An 18,355-nucleotide genomic window follows, 5' to 3' on the forward strand; every position below is an offset into this window, starting at 1 on the left:
TAGCGCCGGACTCGCCCGGATCCACCGGCGGGATGGCGGGGCCCTCCCCCGAGTGTCTACAGGCCGCCGGCCGGTCCGAGGAGGGTCGTGAGCACGCGGGACCCGACGGCGATCACCGCGAGGCCGAGGGCAGCGACCGTCGCGAGGCCGGCGAAGAAGACCAGTGCCTTCGTGGCGACGCCATGTCGACGGCCAATGAGGAACGCCAGCAGGTAGACGACGGGCGGGACGGCGACACCGACGATGAGCAGCCACCACGGGACATCCGCCGTCGTCAATCCCAGGTCCGTGTAGTTCTTGGGCAGCTCGACCATCGAGCGGATGGCGTCCCAGAGGTAGTACGCGTAGACGATGCCGAACAGCACGGCGATGAGGGACGAGAACCAGCCGGAGCGGATGCCACGGCGGGCGGGCGTCCCGGAATCGGACGGGTCGAACTCGGTGTCGGTGTCGAGCTCGCTGCCCGCGTCGAGCGCGCTGCCGGCGGTGGCCGTCGGGTCGACGTCCCGCTCGCGGGGTGTGTTGTCGGACATGCTTACGCCCCCAGAACGAAGGACCACGGCACGAGCACCAGGGCCCCGAGCAGCAGTGCGAGGATGCGGACGACGCTGCGGCGTCCGCGGGTGAGAAGGAGGGCGGCGCCGAGCCAGGCGGCGGGCGCGACGATCGCGAGGTACAGGCGCAGCTGGGCCATGAACTGGTCGAGCGCACTCGGCAGGATGTCGGTCGCCCGCTGCAGGGTGACGACCCATCCGATCGTGTAGAGCAGGTAGACGCCCGAGAGGATTCCGATCACCAGCAGCACGAACGAGTTCATGGGCGCCGCGGCGGTGTCGGACTCGTCGTCTTCGTCGACGGTGTCGAGGTCGAGGTCGTCATCAGCGTCGGTGTCGCGGTCGGTCGGGTCGGTGGACTCTCCGGCGGGCTTTCCGGCGGACGTCGCCGCAGTGCCGTGCGCGTGGTGGTCGTGGCCGCTTCCGGCGGTGTCGATTGTTGCCCCGGGAGTGCGCGCGGCAACGGCGGCATCCTCGGCGGCGATGGCCGCGCGGCGCGCTGCCCGGCGTTCTGCCGGAGTGCTGCGGGGAACTGCGGGCTCCGGCGCTTCGATGTGCGTCGGGTCGCTCTCGTCACCCCAGCTGAGGGCGTCGTCTTCGGGGTCTTTACTCACCCCTCAAGTATCGCCGACTGTCCGACCGCACAAGGATGACGCCCGGCCGGCGCGAGTGAACCGTACGATTCACCAATTGAGCGGATGCCTCCCCCGCCTGTTTGCTGGGATGTGCGGGCACCGGCGCCACCGCCCCCGGCGTGGCGAGTGCCTGCGTTACACGTCCGTCACATCCATGATGTTGACTCGAACGATGGACCTCATCACCGTTCGCGAGATTCGCGTTCCCCGCACGCGCGAGGAGATCTCGTTCGCGCCCGGGGAGATCCCGCTGGGCGGTGGTACGTGGCTGTTCTCCGAGGTGCAGGAGGGCATCACCGGCCTCGTGGACCTCACCGGCCTCGGCTGGCAGCCCATCGAGGTGACCGACGAGAACCTCGTGGTCGCGGCGACCTGCACGATCGCCGAGTTTTCGCGACTTCCGGCGCAGGACGGCTGGACGGCGCATCCACTCATCTCGCAATGCGTGAACTCGCTGCTTGCCTCATTCAAGATCTGGAACGTTGCCACGGTGGGCGGCAACATCTGTACGTCCCTGCCCGCCGGCCCGATGATTTCCCTCGCGGCCGCGCTCGACGCCACGGCGGTGATCTGGACCATCGACGGTCACGAACGCCGCATGCCCATCGCGAGCTTCGTCACCGGTGTGCGGGAGAACGAGCTGGCACCCGGCGAGATCCTGCGTGCCATCGAATACCCGCTCGAGAACCTGCGGTCGCGCACGGCATTCCGGCGCATCGCGCTCTCGACCCTCGGCCGCACGGGCACTCTCGTGATTGGCCGGCTCGACGCCGACGGCTCCCTCGTCGTCACGATCTCGGGCGGCACCTACCGGCCGCGTCAGCTGCGCTTCGACGAACTTCCCGACCGGGGCGCCCTCGCCTCGGCGGTCGCGAGCATCCACGAGTGGTACTCCGACGCCCACGGCGCCCCCGACTGGCGGCACGCGATGAGCGCGAAGTTTGCCGAGGAGATTCGTATCGAGCTGGGCGGCATTGCATGAAATTCGAGATCAACGGCGAGAGCGTCGAGACCACTCCCCTGCCCGGGCAGGTGCTGCGCACGGTGCTGCGCGGACTCGACCACTTCGAGGTCAAGAAGGGCTGTGACGCCGGGGACTGCGGCGCGTGCTCGGTGCTCGTCGGCGGCGAACCCGTGCACTCCTGCATCTACCCCGCGCATCGCCTCGAGGGCGCACAGGTCACCACGGTGCAGGGCCTCGGAACGCCCGAGCACCCCCACCCCCTGCAGCAGAGCTTCGTCGATGCCGCCGGGTTCCAGTGCGGGTTCTGCACCGCGGGAATGATCGTCACGGCGTCCACTTTCACCGAGGAGGACAAGGACGACCTGCCGCGCCTCATGAAGGGCAACATCTGCCGCTGCACCGGGTACCGCTCCATCAAGGACGCGATCTGCGGGGTCACCAACACCGACCACGCCGCGGCAGGGCAGGCCGCGGGAAGTTCGGTTCGCGCTCCCGCCGGCATGAGGATCGCCACCGGACGCGAGGAGTACACCCTCGATCTGAAGACCACGAGCCTGCTGCACCTCGCCATTCTCGGCAGCCCGCACGCACACGCCCGCATCCTCTCCATCGACACCTCGGCGGCCGAGGCGATGGAGGGCGTGCAGCTCGTTCTCACCCACCTCGACTCCCCCGGTGTGCTCTTTTCCACCGGACGACACGAGCACCGAACGGATGACCCGGACGACACCCTCGTCATGGACCCGGTGCTGCGGTTCCGCGGCCAGCGCGTGGCCGCCGTCGTCGCGGACACCGTCGCCCTCGCGCAGCTGGCGGTGAAGGTCATCGCCGTCGAGTACGAGGTGCTGCCCGCGGTCTTCGATCCGGACGTCGCCCGCGCCCCGGGAGCTCCCCAGCTGCACGCCGAGAAGGGAGAAGAATCCCGCATCGGTGATCCCACGCGCAACACGGTTGCGGAGGCCCACGGACACATCGGCGACGTGGAGGCCGCGCTCGAGGCATCCGCTGCCACCGTGTCCGGCACCTGGACCACCCAGCGCATCTCGCACGCGGCCCTCGAAACCCACGGCACGCGCGGCTGGCTCGACAAGGAGGGCCGCCTGGTTCTGCGGACCTCGAGCCAGGTGCCCTACCTCGTGCGCGACGAGCTGTGCCACATCTTCGGGCTGGAGCGCGACACGGTGCGGGTGTTCGCTGCCCGCGTCGGTGGCGGGTTCGGCGGCAAGCAGGAGCTGCTGACCGAGGACCTCGTCGCCCTCGCGGTGCTGCGCACGGGCCGCGCGGTTCAGTACGAGCTGACGCGCGAGGACCAGTTCCGGATCGTGCCGGTGCGCCACCCCATGCGCATTAACGTCACGCTGGGCGCCTCGAGCGACGGCGTGCTCACGGCGTTCTCCGTCGACCAGCTGATGGACGCCGGTGCCTACGGCAACCACTCGATCGGCGTCATGTTCCACAGCATCGGTGAGTCGATCGCGCTGTACCGCTGCGCGAACAAGCGCGTCGACGCGCAGTCGGTGTACACCAACAACCCGCCCTCGGGCGCCTTCCGCGGATACGGTCTCGGGCAGGTCATCTTCGCGGTCGAGTCGGCTATGGACGAACTCGCCCGCACCCTCGGCATCGACCCGTTCGAGATGCGGCGGATCAACACCATCGTCCCCGGCGACCCGATGATCGGGCACGCCGTCGAGGAGGAATCCGACCTGCTCTACGGCAGCTACGGGCTCGACCAGTGCCTCGACCTCGTCGAGACGGCGCTGTCCAGCGGCCGCGGACTCGACGCGCCTACCGGGCCGACCTGGCGGGTGGGATCCGGCATGGGACTGGCAATGATCGCCTCGATGCCTCCGCGCGGACACTTCGCGGACACCACGATCGCGCTGCAGCCCGGCGGACGCTACGACATCGGGGTGGGCACGGCCGAGTTCGGCAACGGAACCACCACCGTCCACACGCAGCTGGCGGCGTCCGCGTTGAACACCACCGTCGACCGGGTGAGCATTCGCCAATCGGACACCGACATCGTCGGGCATGACACGGGCGCGTTCGGGTCGGCGGGCGTCGTCGTGGCGGGCAAGGCGCTGCACGCGGCATCCACGTCCCTCAACGCGCTCATGGTCGAACGTGCCGCGTCACTCGGCTTCCCGGACGGCGTCGTCGAGGCCGACGGGGTGCGGTCGGGCGACCGCCTGGTGACGGCCGCTGAGCTGCTGGAATCCGGCCCGCTCGTCGCCATCGGGTACCACGACGGCACCCCGCGTACGGTCGCGTTCAACGCGCACGCGTTCCGGGTCGCGGTGGACACGGCCAGTGGCGAGGTGCGCATTTTGCAGTCGGTTCAGGCAGCGGATGCCGGGAACGTGCTCAACCCGGAACAGCTGCGCGGCCAGATCGAGGGTGGGACCGCCCAGGCCATTGGCACAGCCCTCTACGAGGAGGTCATCCTCGACGGCGAGGGAACCGTGCTCACCGCGGCGTTCCGCAACTATCACGTGCCGCAAATGGCGGATATCCCGGACACCGAGGTGTTCTTCGCCGAGACGCACGACGTGACCGGGCCGCTCGGAGCCAAGTCGATGAGCGAGGCGCCCTATAACCCGGTGGCGCCGGCCCTCGCGAACGCGATCCGGGACGCGATCGGCACCCGTCCGTTCGAGCTGCCGATGTCCCGCGACCGCCTCTGGCGCCTCACCTCGGGCCTGCCGGTCCGCAACCCGCACCTGGCCTGACCCACCCCCGGAACGGGGGTTAGATGCGGTGGATCGTGCCCTCGGTGCGGGCGAGGGAGGCCGCCGTCGACCGCGTGCGGGTCGCCACGACCTCGGCGAGGATCGAGATCGCCGTCTCCTCCGGCGTGCTCGCGCCGAGGTCGAGACCGATGGGCGAGTGCAGCCGCGCAATGCGGTCCTCGCTCACCCCGCGCTCACGCAGGGACGCGATGCGGCGGTCGTGCGTGCGGCGGGAGCCCATCGCCCCGACGAACGCCGCCGGCAGCCCGAGTGCGATGTCGACGAGTTCCGCGTCGAACCGGGAGTCGTGGCTCAGGATCGCGATGACCGTGCGCTCGTCGACCTCGGTCTGCGCCAGATAGGTCGTGGGCCAGGACACCACCGTCTCGGCGCCCGGGAACCGCTGCGCCGTCGTGAAGAGTTCGCGCGGGTCACACACCGTCACGCGATAGCCGAGGACAGTGGATGCCGCGGCGAGCGCCGCCGAGAACTCCATCGCCCCGAAAATGATCATCCGCGGCGGCGCGGACGACACCTCGAAGAACACCTCGACCAGCTCGGAATCGCAGTCGACGATCGTCAGGGCACTCTCGCCCAGCGAGACGCGGGCCGTGAGCTCCGCATCGATGCGACGATCGAACGTGGTGGTGGCGGTGGTTGCCACCCCGTCCTCGCCGCCGTCAACGATCGTCGCGATCCCCGCCACGCGACCGGCGACCGCCTCGCGCAGCTGGGCGGCGACCGGTGAATCCTTCGTCACGAGCTGCACGGTGATGCGCAGCTGGCCACCGCAGGTCAGCCCAACCCCGTAGGCCATCTCGTCGCTGACGCCGTACTCGACGGTCCGGGTCATCCCGTCGTCCAGCACCTCCTCGCAGGCGCCGACGACCGCGCCCTCGACGCAGCCGCCCGCGATGCTGCCGATCACGGCCGCGCCGTCGTACGCCATGGAGGTGCCGACCGTGCGCGGGGCGCTGCCCTGAATCGATACGGCGGTCGCGACGGCCAGGGGAACCCCGCGGTCCAGCGCGGCGAGCAGGCGGTCGGCGATCTCAAACATGATCCCAGCCTGACACATCGACGTTACGGGGAGATTGCCCGAATCCGACACGAGCCTGACACACGGGGGTGCTAGAAACGCAGCATGCTCACCATCACCGGCGCCACCCGCATCCTCATCGACGAGACCACCGAAACCGAGGGTGACCTGGTGCTCGACGGTGGGCTCGTCGTCGGGCCCGCCGGTGCTGCCGCGGCCCCGGGCGGGACGCAGGAGAGCGAGACTCTGGATGCCTCGGGCTGCGTTGTCACCCCGGGACTCGTCAACGCTCACCACCACCTGCTGCAGAGCGCCTTCCGCACCCTTCCCGGAACCCGCGGCGTGCCCATGGCCGAGTGGCTCCCGACCATGGCTGCCGCCTACGCCCGCGCGGGAATCGACGCGAGCCTCGCCCACGCCTCCGCCTCGGTCGGCGTCGCGGAGGGACTGCTGAGCGGCGTCACCACGGTTGCCGACCACCACCTGAACTGGCCGAACGCGGGCGACACCGTGGCGATCGCCCGCGCCACGACGGACGCGGCCCGGGCACTCGGCGGCCGCATCGCGTTTGTGCGCGGGTCTGCGCGGGATGACCCGCAGGAGGCCGCCGCCTCCGCCGAAGCGATCATCGCCGCGCTGCTGCCGGGCGTCACCGGTGGAGTCAGCGCCGACGGCATGCTGCAGCTCGCCGTCGGCCCCGCCGGCGTACACAGCGACAGCCGCGAGACCTTCGAGCTGCTCGGCGAGGTCGCCGCCCGCCACGGGCTGCGCCGACGCACCCAGGCAAACGAGCAGGTCGACGTGGTGATCGCCCTCGACAGGTACGGTAAGCGTCCGCTCGACCTGCTGGAGGAGTGGGGATGGCTCGCCCCCGACGTCACCATCGCGCACCTGGTGGCCGTGACCGATGACGAGATCTCCCGCCTCGCCACCGCCGGGGTCACCGCGACTCACGCACCGGGGTGCGATCTCCCCATGGGCTGGGGAATCGCGCCGGTCGCGGCCCTCCGCGCCGCCGGCATCCCGGTGGGCCTCGGCACCAGCGGCGGCGGAAGCAACGATGCCGGGCACCTGCTCGCCGACGCCCGTCTCGCGATGCAGGTTGCGCCCCTCGTCGGTCCGGCGCTGACGGCGCGGGAGGTGCTGGGCATGAGCATGGCCGGCTCCGCCGCGGGCCTCGGCCGCCCAGAGCTCGGACACCTGCGCGCGGGTGCCGCAGCCGATCTGTGCGTGTGGGATGTCTCGGGCGTCGCCGATGCCGGAGTCGCCGACCCCATCGCGGGCCTGCTCTGGGCCTCGCCCGGGCGTCGCCCAAAGCACGTTGTTGTCGCGGGGCGCGTGGTGGTGCGCGACTACGCGCTCGTGAACGCCGATGAACGCGAGCTGGTCGCGACCCTCGGGGAACGCCTCACGAAGTAGCCCGCACGAACCACCGGGCGATCACTCCGTGAGCGCCGCGCGCTCCCGGAACGCGATCATGTTCATCCGATTGCCGCACCGCACGCTGCAGTAGTGCTTGGAGCCGTTGCGCGACAGGTCGAGGAGGATCCCGTCGCAGTCGGCGGCCGCGCACTCGCGCAGCCGCGAGCTCTCATCGGTGCGGATCACATCCACGAGGGCGAGCGCCACCTCGACGCGAATCCGCTCGCTGAGCGGTGCCGTCGGTTCGGTGGCGTGCAGGTGCCAGTCGAGGGCGTCGTGGCGAACCAACTGCGGCGCAGAGGCATCCCGCAGCATGGCATTCACCTCGAGGACTGCCTCGTCCCGCGGCATCGTCCACAGTCGGCGAAACAGGGCGCGTGCCTCGAGTACCTCGGCGAGTTCCTTCTCGTCGCGGTCGAAGCGTCCGGAGAATCTGACTTTGTCCAAGAAAGCGGTCAGGAGCTCCGGCGTGCGCAGCTCGTCGAGGCCGCTCTTGGTCGCGCCGGCGAGCGTATTCACGAGCGTCACCGTGAACTCGAGGCTGTCAATCGTGTCAGGGGCAAAATGCAATTTGACTCCTTACTCACGACGATACTAACGTCGCACTCAGGAGCAGTTCAACCCACGAGCCAGGGAGCCCGCGTGCAGCGTACATCCGTCACCACCGGCCTCGTCATCGCCGTCATCGCCGCGCTCACGTTCGGCGCATCCGGTGCGCTCGTCAAGCCGCTGCTCGAGTCGGGCTGGAGCCCCGCGGCCGCCGTGACCGCCCGCGCCCTCATCGGTGGGGTCGTCCTCAGCCCCATCGCCGTCCTCAGTCTGCGGGGCAACTGGAATGCCCTGTGGCGCGGCCGCTGGCGAGTGCTCGGAATGGGCCTGATCGGCGTCGCGGGCACACAACTGGCCTACTTTGCCTCCCTGCAGCGCATCCCCATCGGCACGGCCGTGCTGCTCGAGTACATGGCGCCCATCCTGCTCGTGCTCTTCGTCTGGGCCCGCTCCCGCCGCCTCCCCGAGGTCGTCGTCCTGGCCGGCAGCGTCGTCGCCGTGGCGGGCCTCGTGCTCGTCGTCGGGCCCGCCGGAGGAGCGGACGTGCTCGGCCTTGTCTTCGCCCTCCTCGCAATGGTCGGCTGCGCGATCTACTACGTGATTGCCGCCCGCCCCAACGACGGACTCCCGCCGGTCGCGCTCGCCTCGTTCGGGCTGCTGCTGGGTGGCGGCGCCCTGTGGCTGGTGGGGTTGACCGGCCTGGTTCCGTTCACCGCGCCCTTCACCACCGTGCGGATGTTCGGCGCCGAGCAGCCGTGGTGGATCCCCCTGGTGATCGTCGGCGTTGTCGCCACCGCCGTCGCGTACACCGCGAACATCACGGCGAGCGCAATCCTCGGGTCCCGCCTCGCCTCGTTCGCCGGACTGCTCGAGGTCATCGCGGCGACGTTCTACGCGTGGCTGCTGCTCGGTGAAAACATCACCGTGATTCAGCTCGTCGGCGGCGCGCTCATCCTCGCCGGCATCGCGCTGGTGCGCAGCGCGAAAGACACGTCCGCAGTGGACGGGCACGTCGCCCCGGCGGCAACGCCCGCCGTGCCGCAGCCAACACCGTAGCGAGAGCCCTCCGGCGGTCGCCCGGGTTACAGCTCGAGCACCAGCCGCGGGCACGCGGCCCGGGACACGCAGATGTACATCACGGTGTTGTCCGCACGCTCCTCGGGCGTGAGGATCGAGTCGCGGTGGTCCACTTCGCCCGAGATCACCTGCGTCTCGCAGGTTCCGCAGGTTCCCTCCTGGCAGCTCGACAGCACGAGCACGCCGCTCTCCTCGACGACATCGAGAATGCTGCGCCCCGGTGGCACCGTCAGCGTGGTGCCCGTGAAGGCGAGCTCGACCTCGAACGGTTCATCCAGCAGGGGCGTCTCCAGCGCGCGCGCCGCAAACCGCTCGACATGCAGGTGATGGTCGGATGACTCGAGCGCCGACTCAACGGCGTCGATGAGGCGGGTAGGCCCGCAGCAGTAAATGGTGGTGCCGGGGTCGAGCGAGGCGAACAGCGCGGCCAGGTCCAGCCGCGCACCCTCATCGGCGGCGTGAATCGAGACGTGCCCGGGATAATCCCGCTCCAGCTCCGCGGCGAGCGCCATCGTCGAGCGGGAGCGTCCCAGGTAGGCCACCGTGAAGTCGGCGCCGGCGGCGGCCGCCGCCGCGACCATGGGTGCGATCGGCGTGATGCCGATGCCTCCGGCGAGGAAGAGATAGCGCGATCCGGGCGTGGGGGTGAAGGCGAAGTGATTCCGGGGCCCGCGGACGCGCAGGGTGTCACCGACGGCGACGGAATCGTGCACCCACGCGGAGCCACCGCGGCCCGCAGTCTCGCGTAGTACGCCGAGACGCCAGGTCGGGGCATCCGCCCGTCCACTCAGCGAGTACTGGCGTTCGTCGCCGCTGGGCAGCACCACGTCGATGTGAGACCCGGGGGTCCACGCGGGCAGGGCCGCGCCATCGACGCCGCCGAGTTCGAAGAAGTCGACGCCGTCCGCGGCGCGAGTGCGCCCCACCACGACCGTGTCGAACTCGCCATCGTGCAGGTGACTCATAGAAGCTCTGGTTTCTCTTTGACAACGAACATGCGGTATCCGGCCTCATCGAGGGCGCCCCACCGGTGGGCGGTGCCGCCCTCGTAGTAGATCGAGTCGCCGACCCCGAGCTCGAAGATGCCCTCGCCCTTCAGGTCGACGGCCACGCGGCCCTCGAGCACGTGAACGAACTCGTCCTCAGCGTGCGTGTAGTACTCGCCCGGGTCGGTGTTGTTCGCCCGGAACTCCATGGGATGAAAGTGGCGCTTGCCGTGCACGAGCAGTCGGCCCTCGCCCTTGCCGTAGGGCCCGACGGTGCCCTCATTGGCCCGCACGAGCACCACGGACGGCTGATCGGGATCATCGGCCCCGTCGTCGGCGGCTTCCATCAGTTCGAGCTGGCTGCTGCCGAGGGCTCGGGCGATCTTCTCCATCGACACCATGCTCGGGCGGGCGAGGCCACGTTCGAGCTGGCTGATGAACGGGTGCGAGAGCTCGGCCAGGTCTGCCAGCTGCACGAGCGTCAGTCCACGAGCGCGGCGCAGCACGCGAATGCGGGCGCCGATCAGCTCGGCCTGTCGGTCGACGGCGGACTTGATCGCGCTGACGGGGTACTCCTGAGGTGGTGGGTGGGGCTGCCGGGGTAAATGCCGGGGCTATAGCTGTATCACGCCGGCCGGGACGACTGCTGCAGGCGTCCGCCGGTAATTAATACATGGAAATGACGACGTTACATGGCCGAAACGCAACGTCCCTAGATTCAAGATGTTGATCACATCAACATTTTGACCTAGATCCCGGAGTCTCGCCATCGCCACCTTGCTCCCCCGCCCGATCTCGCTGCTGCGGGGTGCCCTCCTGTCCGACGGCTCGCTCTGCGATGTCGAAATCGCTGGCGACACGGTCGTGTCCGTGCTTCCCGCGGGAGATGCACCCGACGCGGATCCGGATGCCACGCTCGACCTCACCGGGTTTGTGCTGCTGACCGCGCCGGCCGAACCACACGCCCATCTCGACAAGGCGCTGTCCTGGGACCTGATCAACCCGCCCATGGGCGACCTGGGACTGGCGATCCGCTCGTGGCAGGAGTACTCGGCCGTGATGACCGTCGAGTCCATCGCCGACCGTGCACGCGAGCAGGCTCTGACGATGCTGCGCAACGGCATCACCGCCATCCGCTGCCACGTTGACGTTCTCACCGGCGACGAGCCGATGCGCGGCGTCGAGGCGCTCGTGCGGGTGCGCGAGGAACTGCGCGACCTGATGGACATCGAGCTCGTCGCGCTCGCGGGTCCGTTCGTCCCCTCCGACCGCGTGGAGCTTGCCCTCGACCTCGGGGTCGACCTCGTGGGCGGCGCCCCGCACCTCGCCGAAGACCCGATTGCCGACCTCGCCCGCCTGCTCGAGATCGCCGAACGGCGTGGGGTCGGCGTGGATATCCACACCGATGAGGCGCTCGAGGGCCAGACCACGCTGCTGGAGTTTGCCCGGATCGTGCGTGACTGGCCCGCGACGCAGCCGGCCTCCGCGGGTCACTGCGTGCGCCTGGGAACCCTCGATACCGCAGAACTTGACGAGGTGATCACTGCGATCCGTGCCTCCGACATAGGCATCATTTCGCTGCCGATCACCAACCTGTACCTCCAGGGCTGGCAGCACCCCGTCTCGACGCCGCGGGGGCTCACCGCTCTGCGGGCGCTTCTCGATGCGGGTGTCCGTGTGGGTGCCGGCGCCGACAACGTGCGGGACCCGTTCAACCCGGTCGGCCGCAGTGACGCGCTGGAGACGGCATCGCTGCTGGTTACCGCCGGACACCTCACGCTCGACGAGGCGTACTCGATGGTGAGCGCGGGGTCGCGGTCGGTCATGTCCCTACCCGTCGCGGGACCCATCGTCGGGGCGAAGGCAGAACTGCTTGCCGTGCGCGGCACGGGGCTGTCCGACGTGATCGCCAACGCCTCCGCCGACCGATTTGTGATCCACGCAGGGCGACTCGTCGCCCACAGCACCGTGACCTACGCCGTCGCGGCCCCCGCACCGTACTCCCCGCCCACTCTCCTGGAAACGAGGTGATGCTGTCCATGTCGGTTACAGCTCCCGCACGATCGTCATCCACTGCGACCCCGACCAGCGATGTCCTCCTCGACTTCCGCAACGTCGCCATGCAGTTCCCCAACGGCACCATCGCCCTGCAGGGCGTCGATCTCACGGTCAAGCGGGGTGAGTTTGTGACCGTCGTCGGCCCCTCGGGCTGCGGAAAGAGCACACTCCTGCGCATCGCCTCCGGACTCGAGAGCGCCTCGGAGGGCACGGCCACGGTGGAGACCAATCGCATCGGCTACGTGTTCCAGGACGCGACCCTCCTGCCCTGGCGCACGGTGCAGGCGAACGTGGAGCTGCTTGCCGAGTTGCACGGCGTCAAGTCGAAGGACCGCGCCGCCAAGGCGAAGGAGGCCATCGACCTCGTGGGGCTGACCGGGTTCGAGAAGAACCTGCCCAAGCAGCTCTCGGGCGGAATGCGCATGCGCGCGTCCCTCGCCCGCTCGCTCACCCTCGAGCCGGAACTGTTCCTCTTCGACGAACCGTTCGGCGCACTCGACGAAATCACGCGCGAGCGTCTCAACGACGAACTGCTGCGACTCTTCGTCGAAAAGCAGTTCGCCGGATTGTTCATCACCCACTCGGTGTCGGAGGCCGTCTACCTCTCCACCAAGGTCGTCGTGATGTCTGGCCGGCCCGGCGGCATCGTGAAGACCTTCGACGTTCCGTTCTCCATGCCCCGCGACCCCGACATTCGCTTCACCCCGGAGTTTGCCGCCCTCGTCGGCGAAGTCTCCCACGCACTCCGAGAGGGGCACCACTGATGGCCACCGTGATCGGCTCCCCCGCGACATCCGCCCCCGCGAAGCGTCCGACCGCCCGCCGCAGCCTCGCGTCCCGCATGTCGTGGTGGCAGCCCGTTGCCGTCTTCGCCGTGCTCATCGGCATCTGGTACACGGTTGCCTGGTACTACGACAAGGTGCAGGAGCTCAGCTTCCTGGTGCCGTACCCGCACAAGGTCTTCGAATCGCTGTTCCTCGACGCGAAGCGCCGCCCCGACCTGTTCGAGGCGATCGGCAACACGACGGCAGTCATGCTGACCGGGCTCGTCATTGCGATCGTGATCGGCATGACCTGGGCTGTCATCATGTCGCAGGCGAAGTGGGCGGAGCGTTCACTCTTTCCCTACGCGGTGATTCTGCAGTGCGTCCCGATCCTCGCGCTCGTGCCGCTGATCGGATCGTTGTACGGCTACGGCTTCCCGTCCCGTGTGATCGTCACGACGATGATCGCGCTGTTCCCGCTGGTGTCGAACACGCTCTTCGGACTGCAATCGGCCGACCGCGCACAGCGCGAACTGTTCAAGCTGCAGGGGGCGTCGCGCTGGACGGTGCTCACGAAGCTCCAGTTCCCCGCCGCGCTGCCCCTGATCTTCGTCGGCCTGCGCAACGCGGCCGGCCTCTCGGTCATCGGCGCGATCGTGGGAGACCAGTTCTTCCAGCGCGGTGCCGGCGGACTCGGAGTGCTCATCCAGCTCTACAACTCCCGCCTGCAGGGATCCGACACGTTTGCCACGATCATCGCCGCGTCACTTCTCGGCGTCGTGGTGTTCCTGGTCTTCGGTTTGCTCGGTCGCCTCGCGATCGGCAAGTGGTACGACTTCAACTGATTTTCTCTGTCCGCACGGCCCTTCCCACACACAGCAGTCCCTAGAAAACGGAGTAACCATGCCCAAAAAGTCCCGCGTGTTCATGTCGATCGGCCTTGTTGTCGTCGCCGCTGCCGCGCTGAGCGCCTGCTCCACCAGCACACCTTCTGCCCCGACCACGACGTCGGCGGCAGCGGCCGTCGACCTCAAGGCTGCCGGGTGCCCGGCCACCGTCGTCATCCAGACGGACTGGAACCCGGAGGCCGACCACGGCCACGCCTACGAACTCGTCGGACCGAACCCGGTCATCGACTCGGAGAAGAAGACAGTGACCGGCGACCTGATGTCCGGTGGCAAGTCCACCGGTGTCAAGGTTGAGGTTCGCGCCGGTGGACCCGCCATCGGGTACAGCTCGGTCAGCGCCCAGATGTACCAGGACCCCGACATTACGCTCGGCTACGTCTCCACCGACGAGGCCATCCAGAACTCGGCAACTTTGCAGACGACAGCCGTGTTCGCCGAGAACCAGATCTCTCCCCAGATGATCATGTGGGACCCGGCCACCTACCCCGACGTCAAGACGATCGCTGAACTCGGAACCGCTCTGAAGGCCGACGGCGGAGTCGTTCGGTACTTCAAGGGCGCCGCCTACATGAGCTACCTCCAGGGCGCCGGCGTGCTGCCGGAGTCAGTGCTCGACGGTGGCTACACCGGAACCCCGGCGGACTTCGTCACCGCCAAGGGCAAGGACGGCCAGCAGGGCTTCGCCACCGCTGAGCCGTACACGTACGAGAACGAGATCGGCGCCTGGGGCAAGAAGGTCAACTACCAGCTGATCAACGACGCCGGCTACCCGATCTACCCGGAGGCTGTCTCGATCCGCACCGGCGACAAGGACGCACTCTCGGGCTGCCTCACCGCACTCGTTCCCGTGCTGCAGCAGGCCGACGTCGACTACATCAACAACCCGACCGAGACCAACGCGCTGATCATCGACCTCGTCGGTGCCTACAACAACGGCTGGGTCTACACGGCCGAGACCGCTGACTACGGCGTCAAGACGATGAAGGACCTGAAGATCGCCGCCAACGGAACCGACGGCGTTGCGGGCAGCTTCGACGAGGCTCGCATCAAGACGGTTCTCGACCTCGACACCCCGATCTTCACGGGCCAGGGTTCGACGCTGAAGGCCGGTCTCACCGCCGCCGACATGTTCACCAACGAATTCCTCGATTCGTCGATCAAGTTCTAAGACCGATGACTACTCCTCCCGTGGCGACGACCGATCGGCTCGCCGGTAAGCGCGTCGTCGTCACGGGCGGGGCACGCGGAATCGGTGGCGCCATCGCCACCCGCTTTGCGGCCGAGGGTGCGTACGTCAGCATCCTCGACCGCCTGGTCGCCGAAGGCACGGGCCTCGCGGCCGACATCGGCGGCACGTTCCACGAGGTCGATCTGCTCCACCCGGACGCGATCGACTCCGCCATGCACGCCGCCCTCTGGGATCTCGGCGGCATCGACGTTCTCGTCAACAGCGCCGGCATCCTCAAGTTTTCCCCGCTCCTGGAGATCACCGTTGCCGACTGGAACGAGATGTTCTCCATCAACACCCGGGCCATGCTCACCACGATGCAGATCGCCGCGCGCAGCATGATCGCCGCGGGCACCGGCGGCACCATGATCAACCTCGCGAGCATGGCCGCCAAAAAGGGTGGCGCCGGCGAGGGCCACTACGCGGCGTCCAAGGCCGCGGTCGTCGCCCTCACCCGCGTCGCGGCGCTCGAGTGGGGCAACCACGGCATCACCGCCAACTCGCTCTGCCCGGGCTACATCCTCACCGAGATGGGCGCCGCCACACGCACGAAAGAGAACATCGCCGAGTGGTCGGGTTATTCGCCCCTCGGACGATTGGGAGAGGCGGTGGATGTCGCGAACGTCGCGCTGTTCCTCGCCTCAAGCGAATCCGCCTACCTCACCGGACAGGCCCTCAACGCCACCGGCGGAATGGTCATGCACTAGCCCGCTGCGCCCCACGAACACACGCTCCCGACGAACACGAACCACAAGAAGGTACACATCATGAGCACCATCTCCCCCACCCCGACCGCGGCGCTGGAAGCCGAGCTCGTCGAGATCCTCGGCGAGCGCGGGGTCTCCAGCGACCAACGCATCCGCGAACGCTCCAGCGTTGACGGAGCGAAGATGTCTCCGATCCTGTCGGAGCAGCTCCCCCTCGGACTCGCGGACCTCGTCGCGTTCCCCACGACCGCGGAGGAAATTGCCTTGGTCGTCGCCGCTGCCGTGCGCCACGGCATCGGCATCACGCCCCGCGGCAAGGGAACCGGCAACTACGGCCAGGCCATCCCCCTGCAGGGAGGGCTCGTGCTTGACGTGTCCAAGGCCCGCGCGGTCGTCGAGGTGGGCGACGGCTACATCGTCGCCGAGGCGGGCGCCCAGATGGTGCAACTCGAGCAGGCGGCCCGAGAGACCGGCCAGGAACTCTGGATGTACCCGTCGACGGCCCAGTCGAGCATCGGCGGCTTCCTCTCCGGCGGCTCCGGCGGCACCGGGTCGATCGAGCACGGCTCCAACAGCCAGGGCTTCGTTGTTGCTCTCGATGTCATCCACGCCTCGCCCGATGCCTCCCTCGTTCACGTCGAGGGCGACGACGCCCAGGCCTACGTACACACCTACGGCACTGCCGGAATCATCGCCCGGGTAACGGTAAAGCTCGAACCGTTGCGGGACTGGCGCGGGGTGTACGCGTCCTTCGACACGTTCGCCGACGCCATCTCCGTGCTGCGCGAGGTCGGCAAACTGACCCCCACGCCGCGGCTCGTGAGCGCCGACCCGCCCGTCATCACCAATGCCCTCCCCAAGGACGACGCGTTCCCCGCCGACCGCGCCAGCTTCCGCGGCATCATCGCGCTTGAGGCGGTAGCGGAGGCAACAGCCCTGATCGAGGGTGCCGGCGGCCGTATCGAAGACGTGCGAGAGGGACCGCAGACGAGCATGAAGCTCAGTCTCCTCAGCTATAACCACCCGATCGAGTGGCTGCAGAAGACCTCTCCGGGAACCTACTTCCACGTCGAGGTTGGTGGCGACGCGCTCGTCGACCGCATCGACGAGGTACTGGAGGTCTACCCCGGCGGCATGCTCCACATCGAGGCCCAGCACAAGAACCCCATCGGCATGCTCGCCGGCGTCTACGAAAACGCCGACCAGGTCATCGCCGGCTACGACAAGCTCCGGGCCCTCGGCGTCGGCGTGCACAGTCCACATCAGTGGTACGTCGACCACGAGGTCGAGCGCACCAAGATCCTGGCGGCCACCACAGACCCGGCCGGCCTTCTCAACCCGGGCAAGCTCGTATGAGCACCCGGAACCTGGTCGAACTGTCCGGCCCCGCGGCATCCGCTGCCCTCACCGAAGATTCGATCCTTGTGCTGCCCACCGGCGCCATCGAGCACCACGGACCGCACCTGCCGCTGGCCACCGACTACCTGGTCGCCGACATGCTCGGTCGCGCGGTCGTCGAGGCCGCGGCGGCCGAGGGCGAGGACGTGTGGCTGCTGCCCGCGCTTGCCTACACGAAGTCGGACGAGCACCACTGGGCTCCCGGCACGATCTGGCTCTCCTGGGAGACGCTCATGCAGACGGTCGTGGACATCGGTCGCTCGGTTGCCAACACCCCCGCGAAGACGATCGTGTTCTACAACGGGCACGGCGGCAACATCGCGCTGCTGCAGGTGGCGCTGCGGGAGCTGCGTCGCCGCTTCGGGCTGCGGACGTTCCTCATGGGCAGCGGCATGCCCGCCGGTGACGGCATCGATGGGCCCGACGAACGCGGCTTCGGTATCCACGGCGGCCACAGCGAGACATCCATGATCATGCACCTGCGTCCGGAACTGGTGGACATGTCGCTCGCCGAGCGCTGGGTGCCGGACCACATGGCCGACCTCGAGTTCATCAAGTTCAATGGCGGTCCGGTGAGCTTCGGATGGCTCTCCAACGACTTCGGTCCCGCCGGTGTCGTGGGCGACGCCACCGGCGCGAGCGCCGAGTGGGGCAAGGAGCTGTTCGATCGCGCGGTCGTCAAGGGCGTCGCGTCCCTGAAGGAGATTGCGAGATTCAGGGCGGAGCCTCCGCAGTGAGTGGGGCGGATGATCCGGCGATCCCGTCAGAGCCCTGGGCCCTGCTGTCCGCGTGGTTGCCGGCGAACGACGATCCGGATCGTCCGCAGATCACCCTGTCCACCGTGGATTCACGCGGCGAAGCGGACGCCCGCACCGTGCTGCTCAGTGAATTCGACGGGAACGGCTTCTACTTCCACACCGACGCGCTGTCGCGGAAGGCCGCGCACATCGACGCGAACCCTGCCGTGGCGATCACCGTTCTCTGGCCGGGCTTCACCCGACAGATCGTCATCCGGGGACGCGCCGAGCGTGCCCCGGACGCCGAGATCGCCCGCGCCTACGCCTCGCGCTCGCCCTACCTGCAGCAGCTCGCCTGGCAGAACACCACGGAGTTCGCTGCCCTTCCGACGGAGGAACGGGAACGGCGCTGGGCGGAGTTCGGCCTGGCGCACGCGGAGGGGTTCGACCAACCCGTCACGTGGACCGGCTTCCTGGTGCGCCCGACGCGACTGACCTTCTGGGAGAGCAACGCCCTCGCGGCCAGTCAGCGTCGCGAGTGGGCGCTCGACGCCGGTCGGTGGACCATGTCCTACCTCGCCGGGTAACGCGGACGCA

The 18,355-nt window shown here is 68.6% G+C and carries 18 protein-coding genes; 12 read left to right on the forward strand and 6 right to left on the reverse strand.

Annotated features, from left to right (window positions below; genetic code table 11):
* Window positions 1–56 precede the first annotated feature (56 nt).
* Both HB677_RS02840 and HB677_RS02845 read right to left on the reverse strand, forming a co-directional pair.
* Complete coding sequence (locus HB677_RS02840; RefSeq protein WP_213814166.1) at window positions 57–533, reverse strand: hypothetical protein; 477 nt, start codon at window positions 531–533, stop codon at window positions 57–59.
* A gap of 2 nt (window positions 534–535) precedes the next feature.
* Window positions 536–1,168 (reverse strand): hypothetical protein, encoded by a 633-nt coding sequence (locus HB677_RS02845; protein ID WP_213814167.1) that lies wholly within the window; start codon window positions 1,166–1,168, stop codon window positions 536–538.
* Between the two features lie 193 nt (window positions 1,169–1,361).
* Between HB677_RS02845 and HB677_RS02850 the strand changes: the two genes are divergently transcribed.
* On the forward strand, window positions 1,362–2,171 hold the full coding sequence (locus HB677_RS02850; protein ID WP_213814168.1) for a xanthine dehydrogenase family protein subunit M: 810 nt from the start codon (window positions 1,362–1,364) through the stop codon (window positions 2,169–2,171).
* Entirely contained in the window at window positions 2,168–4,885 is a 2,718-nt protein-coding gene (locus HB677_RS02855) for a molybdopterin-dependent oxidoreductase (RefSeq protein ID WP_213814169.1), read from the forward strand. The genes HB677_RS02850 and HB677_RS02855 overlap by 4 nt, the downstream gene beginning before the upstream one ends.
* 19 nt (window positions 4,886–4,904) lie before the next feature.
* On the opposite strand, the gene HB677_RS02860 is transcribed toward HB677_RS02855, so the two are convergent.
* Window positions 4,905–5,945 (reverse strand): XdhC family protein, encoded by a 1,041-nt coding sequence (locus HB677_RS02860; RefSeq protein ID WP_213814170.1) that lies wholly within the window; start codon window positions 5,943–5,945, stop codon window positions 4,905–4,907.
* Between the two features lie 84 nt (window positions 5,946–6,029).
* Between HB677_RS02860 and HB677_RS02865 the strand changes: the two genes are divergently transcribed.
* Window positions 6,030–7,343, forward strand: a complete 1,314-nt coding sequence (locus tag HB677_RS02865) for an amidohydrolase family protein (protein WP_213814171.1) — start codon at window positions 6,030–6,032, stop codon at window positions 7,341–7,343.
* Between the two features lie 21 nt (window positions 7,344–7,364).
* On the opposite strand, the gene HB677_RS02870 is transcribed toward HB677_RS02865, so the two are convergent.
* On the reverse strand, window positions 7,365–7,916 hold the full coding sequence (locus HB677_RS02870) for a CGNR zinc finger domain-containing protein (protein WP_213814172.1): 552 nt from the start codon (window positions 7,914–7,916) through the stop codon (window positions 7,365–7,367).
* A 72-nt stretch (window positions 7,917–7,988) separates the two neighbouring features.
* Between HB677_RS02870 and HB677_RS02875 the strand changes: the two genes are divergently transcribed.
* Window positions 7,989–8,951, forward strand: a complete 963-nt coding sequence (locus tag HB677_RS02875) for a DMT family transporter (RefSeq protein ID WP_307852458.1) — start codon at window positions 7,989–7,991, stop codon at window positions 8,949–8,951.
* A gap of 26 nt (window positions 8,952–8,977) precedes the next feature.
* On the opposite strand, the gene HB677_RS02880 is transcribed toward HB677_RS02875, so the two are convergent.
* Window positions 8,978–9,937, reverse strand: coding sequence for a PDR/VanB family oxidoreductase (locus HB677_RS02880; RefSeq protein WP_213814174.1), 960 nt, complete (start codon window positions 9,935–9,937; stop codon window positions 8,978–8,980).
* Entirely contained in the window at window positions 9,934–10,515 is a 582-nt protein-coding gene (locus HB677_RS02885; RefSeq protein ID WP_213814546.1) for a helix-turn-helix domain-containing protein, read from the reverse strand. The genes HB677_RS02880 and HB677_RS02885 overlap by 4 nt, the downstream gene beginning before the upstream one ends.
* Before the next feature lie 220 nt (window positions 10,516–10,735).
* Between HB677_RS02885 and HB677_RS02890 the strand changes: the two genes are divergently transcribed.
* Genes HB677_RS02890 through HB677_RS02925 form a run of 8 tightly spaced genes read left to right on the forward strand, consistent with a single transcriptional unit; the run spans window position 10,736 to window position 18,345 of the window.
* Window positions 10,736–11,989 (forward strand): amidohydrolase family protein, encoded by a 1,254-nt coding sequence (locus HB677_RS02890; RefSeq protein ID WP_213814175.1) that lies wholly within the window; start codon window positions 10,736–10,738, stop codon window positions 11,987–11,989.
* An 8-nt stretch (window positions 11,990–11,997) separates the two neighbouring features.
* A complete protein-coding gene (locus HB677_RS02895; RefSeq protein ID WP_213814176.1) occupies window positions 11,998–12,780 on the forward strand; it encodes an ABC transporter ATP-binding protein in 783 nt (260 codons plus the stop codon).
* Window positions 12,780–13,625 (forward strand): ABC transporter permease, encoded by an 846-nt coding sequence (locus tag HB677_RS02900; protein WP_213814177.1) that lies wholly within the window; start codon window positions 12,780–12,782, stop codon window positions 13,623–13,625. Before HB677_RS02895 ends, HB677_RS02900 begins: the two co-directional genes overlap by 1 nt.
* Before the next feature lie 58 nt (window positions 13,626–13,683).
* Window positions 13,684–14,856, forward strand: a complete 1,173-nt coding sequence (locus HB677_RS02905) for an ABC transporter substrate-binding protein (RefSeq protein ID WP_213814178.1) — start codon at window positions 13,684–13,686, stop codon at window positions 14,854–14,856.
* A gap of 5 nt (window positions 14,857–14,861) precedes the next feature.
* Window positions 14,862–15,623 (forward strand): SDR family NAD(P)-dependent oxidoreductase, encoded by a 762-nt coding sequence (locus HB677_RS02910; RefSeq protein ID WP_213814179.1) that lies wholly within the window; start codon window positions 14,862–14,864, stop codon window positions 15,621–15,623.
* Window positions 15,624–15,683: 60 nt separating this feature from the next.
* Window positions 15,684–16,979: an FAD-binding oxidoreductase gene (locus HB677_RS02915; RefSeq protein ID WP_213814180.1), complete on the forward strand. Its 1,296-nt coding sequence runs from the start codon at window positions 15,684–15,686 to the stop codon at window positions 16,977–16,979.
* Window positions 16,976–17,758: a creatininase family protein gene (locus HB677_RS02920; RefSeq protein WP_213814181.1), complete on the forward strand. Its 783-nt coding sequence runs from the start codon at window positions 16,976–16,978 to the stop codon at window positions 17,756–17,758. The genes HB677_RS02915 and HB677_RS02920 overlap by 4 nt, the downstream gene beginning before the upstream one ends.
* Window positions 17,755–18,345, forward strand: coding sequence for a pyridoxal 5'-phosphate synthase (locus tag HB677_RS02925; protein ID WP_213814182.1), 591 nt, complete (start codon window positions 17,755–17,757; stop codon window positions 18,343–18,345). Before HB677_RS02920 ends, HB677_RS02925 begins: the two co-directional genes overlap by 4 nt.
* The last annotated feature ends 10 nt before the right edge of the window (window positions 18,346–18,355 follow it).

This window comes from Glaciihabitans sp. dw_435 (assembly GCF_018449675.1).
Lineage (GTDB): Bacteria > Actinomycetota > Actinomycetes > Actinomycetales > Microbacteriaceae > Glaciihabitans.

Coding starts and splice junctions, on each gene's coding strand:
- HB677_RS02910 (WP_213814179.1), top strand. CDS start 14,862: ATGACTACTCCTCCCGTGGCGACGACCGATCGGCTCGCCGGTAAGCGC.
- HB677_RS02860 (WP_213814170.1), bottom strand. CDS start 5,945: ATGTTTGAGATCGCCGACCGCCTGCTCGCCGCGCTGGACCGCGGGGTT.
- HB677_RS02840 (WP_213814166.1), bottom strand. CDS start 533: ATGTCCGACAACACACCCCGCGAGCGGGACGTCGACCCGACGGCCACC.
- HB677_RS02855 (WP_213814169.1), top strand. CDS start 2,168: ATGAAATTCGAGATCAACGGCGAGAGCGTCGAGACCACTCCCCTGCCC.
- HB677_RS02900 (WP_213814177.1), top strand. CDS start 12,780: ATGGCCACCGTGATCGGCTCCCCCGCGACATCCGCCCCCGCGAAGCGT.
- HB677_RS02915 (WP_213814180.1), top strand. CDS start 15,684: ATGAGCACCATCTCCCCCACCCCGACCGCGGCGCTGGAAGCCGAGCTC.
- HB677_RS02865 (WP_213814171.1), top strand. CDS start 6,030: ATGCTCACCATCACCGGCGCCACCCGCATCCTCATCGACGAGACCACC.
- HB677_RS02905 (WP_213814178.1), top strand. CDS start 13,684: ATGCCCAAAAAGTCCCGCGTGTTCATGTCGATCGGCCTTGTTGTCGTC.
- HB677_RS02880 (WP_213814174.1), bottom strand. CDS start 9,937: ATGAGTCACCTGCACGATGGCGAGTTCGACACGGTCGTGGTGGGGCGC.
- HB677_RS02895 (WP_213814176.1), top strand. CDS start 11,998: ATGTCGGTTACAGCTCCCGCACGATCGTCATCCACTGCGACCCCGACC.
- HB677_RS02850 (WP_213814168.1), top strand. CDS start 1,362: ATGGACCTCATCACCGTTCGCGAGATTCGCGTTCCCCGCACGCGCGAG.
- HB677_RS02920 (WP_213814181.1), top strand. CDS start 16,976: ATGAGCACCCGGAACCTGGTCGAACTGTCCGGCCCCGCGGCATCCGCT.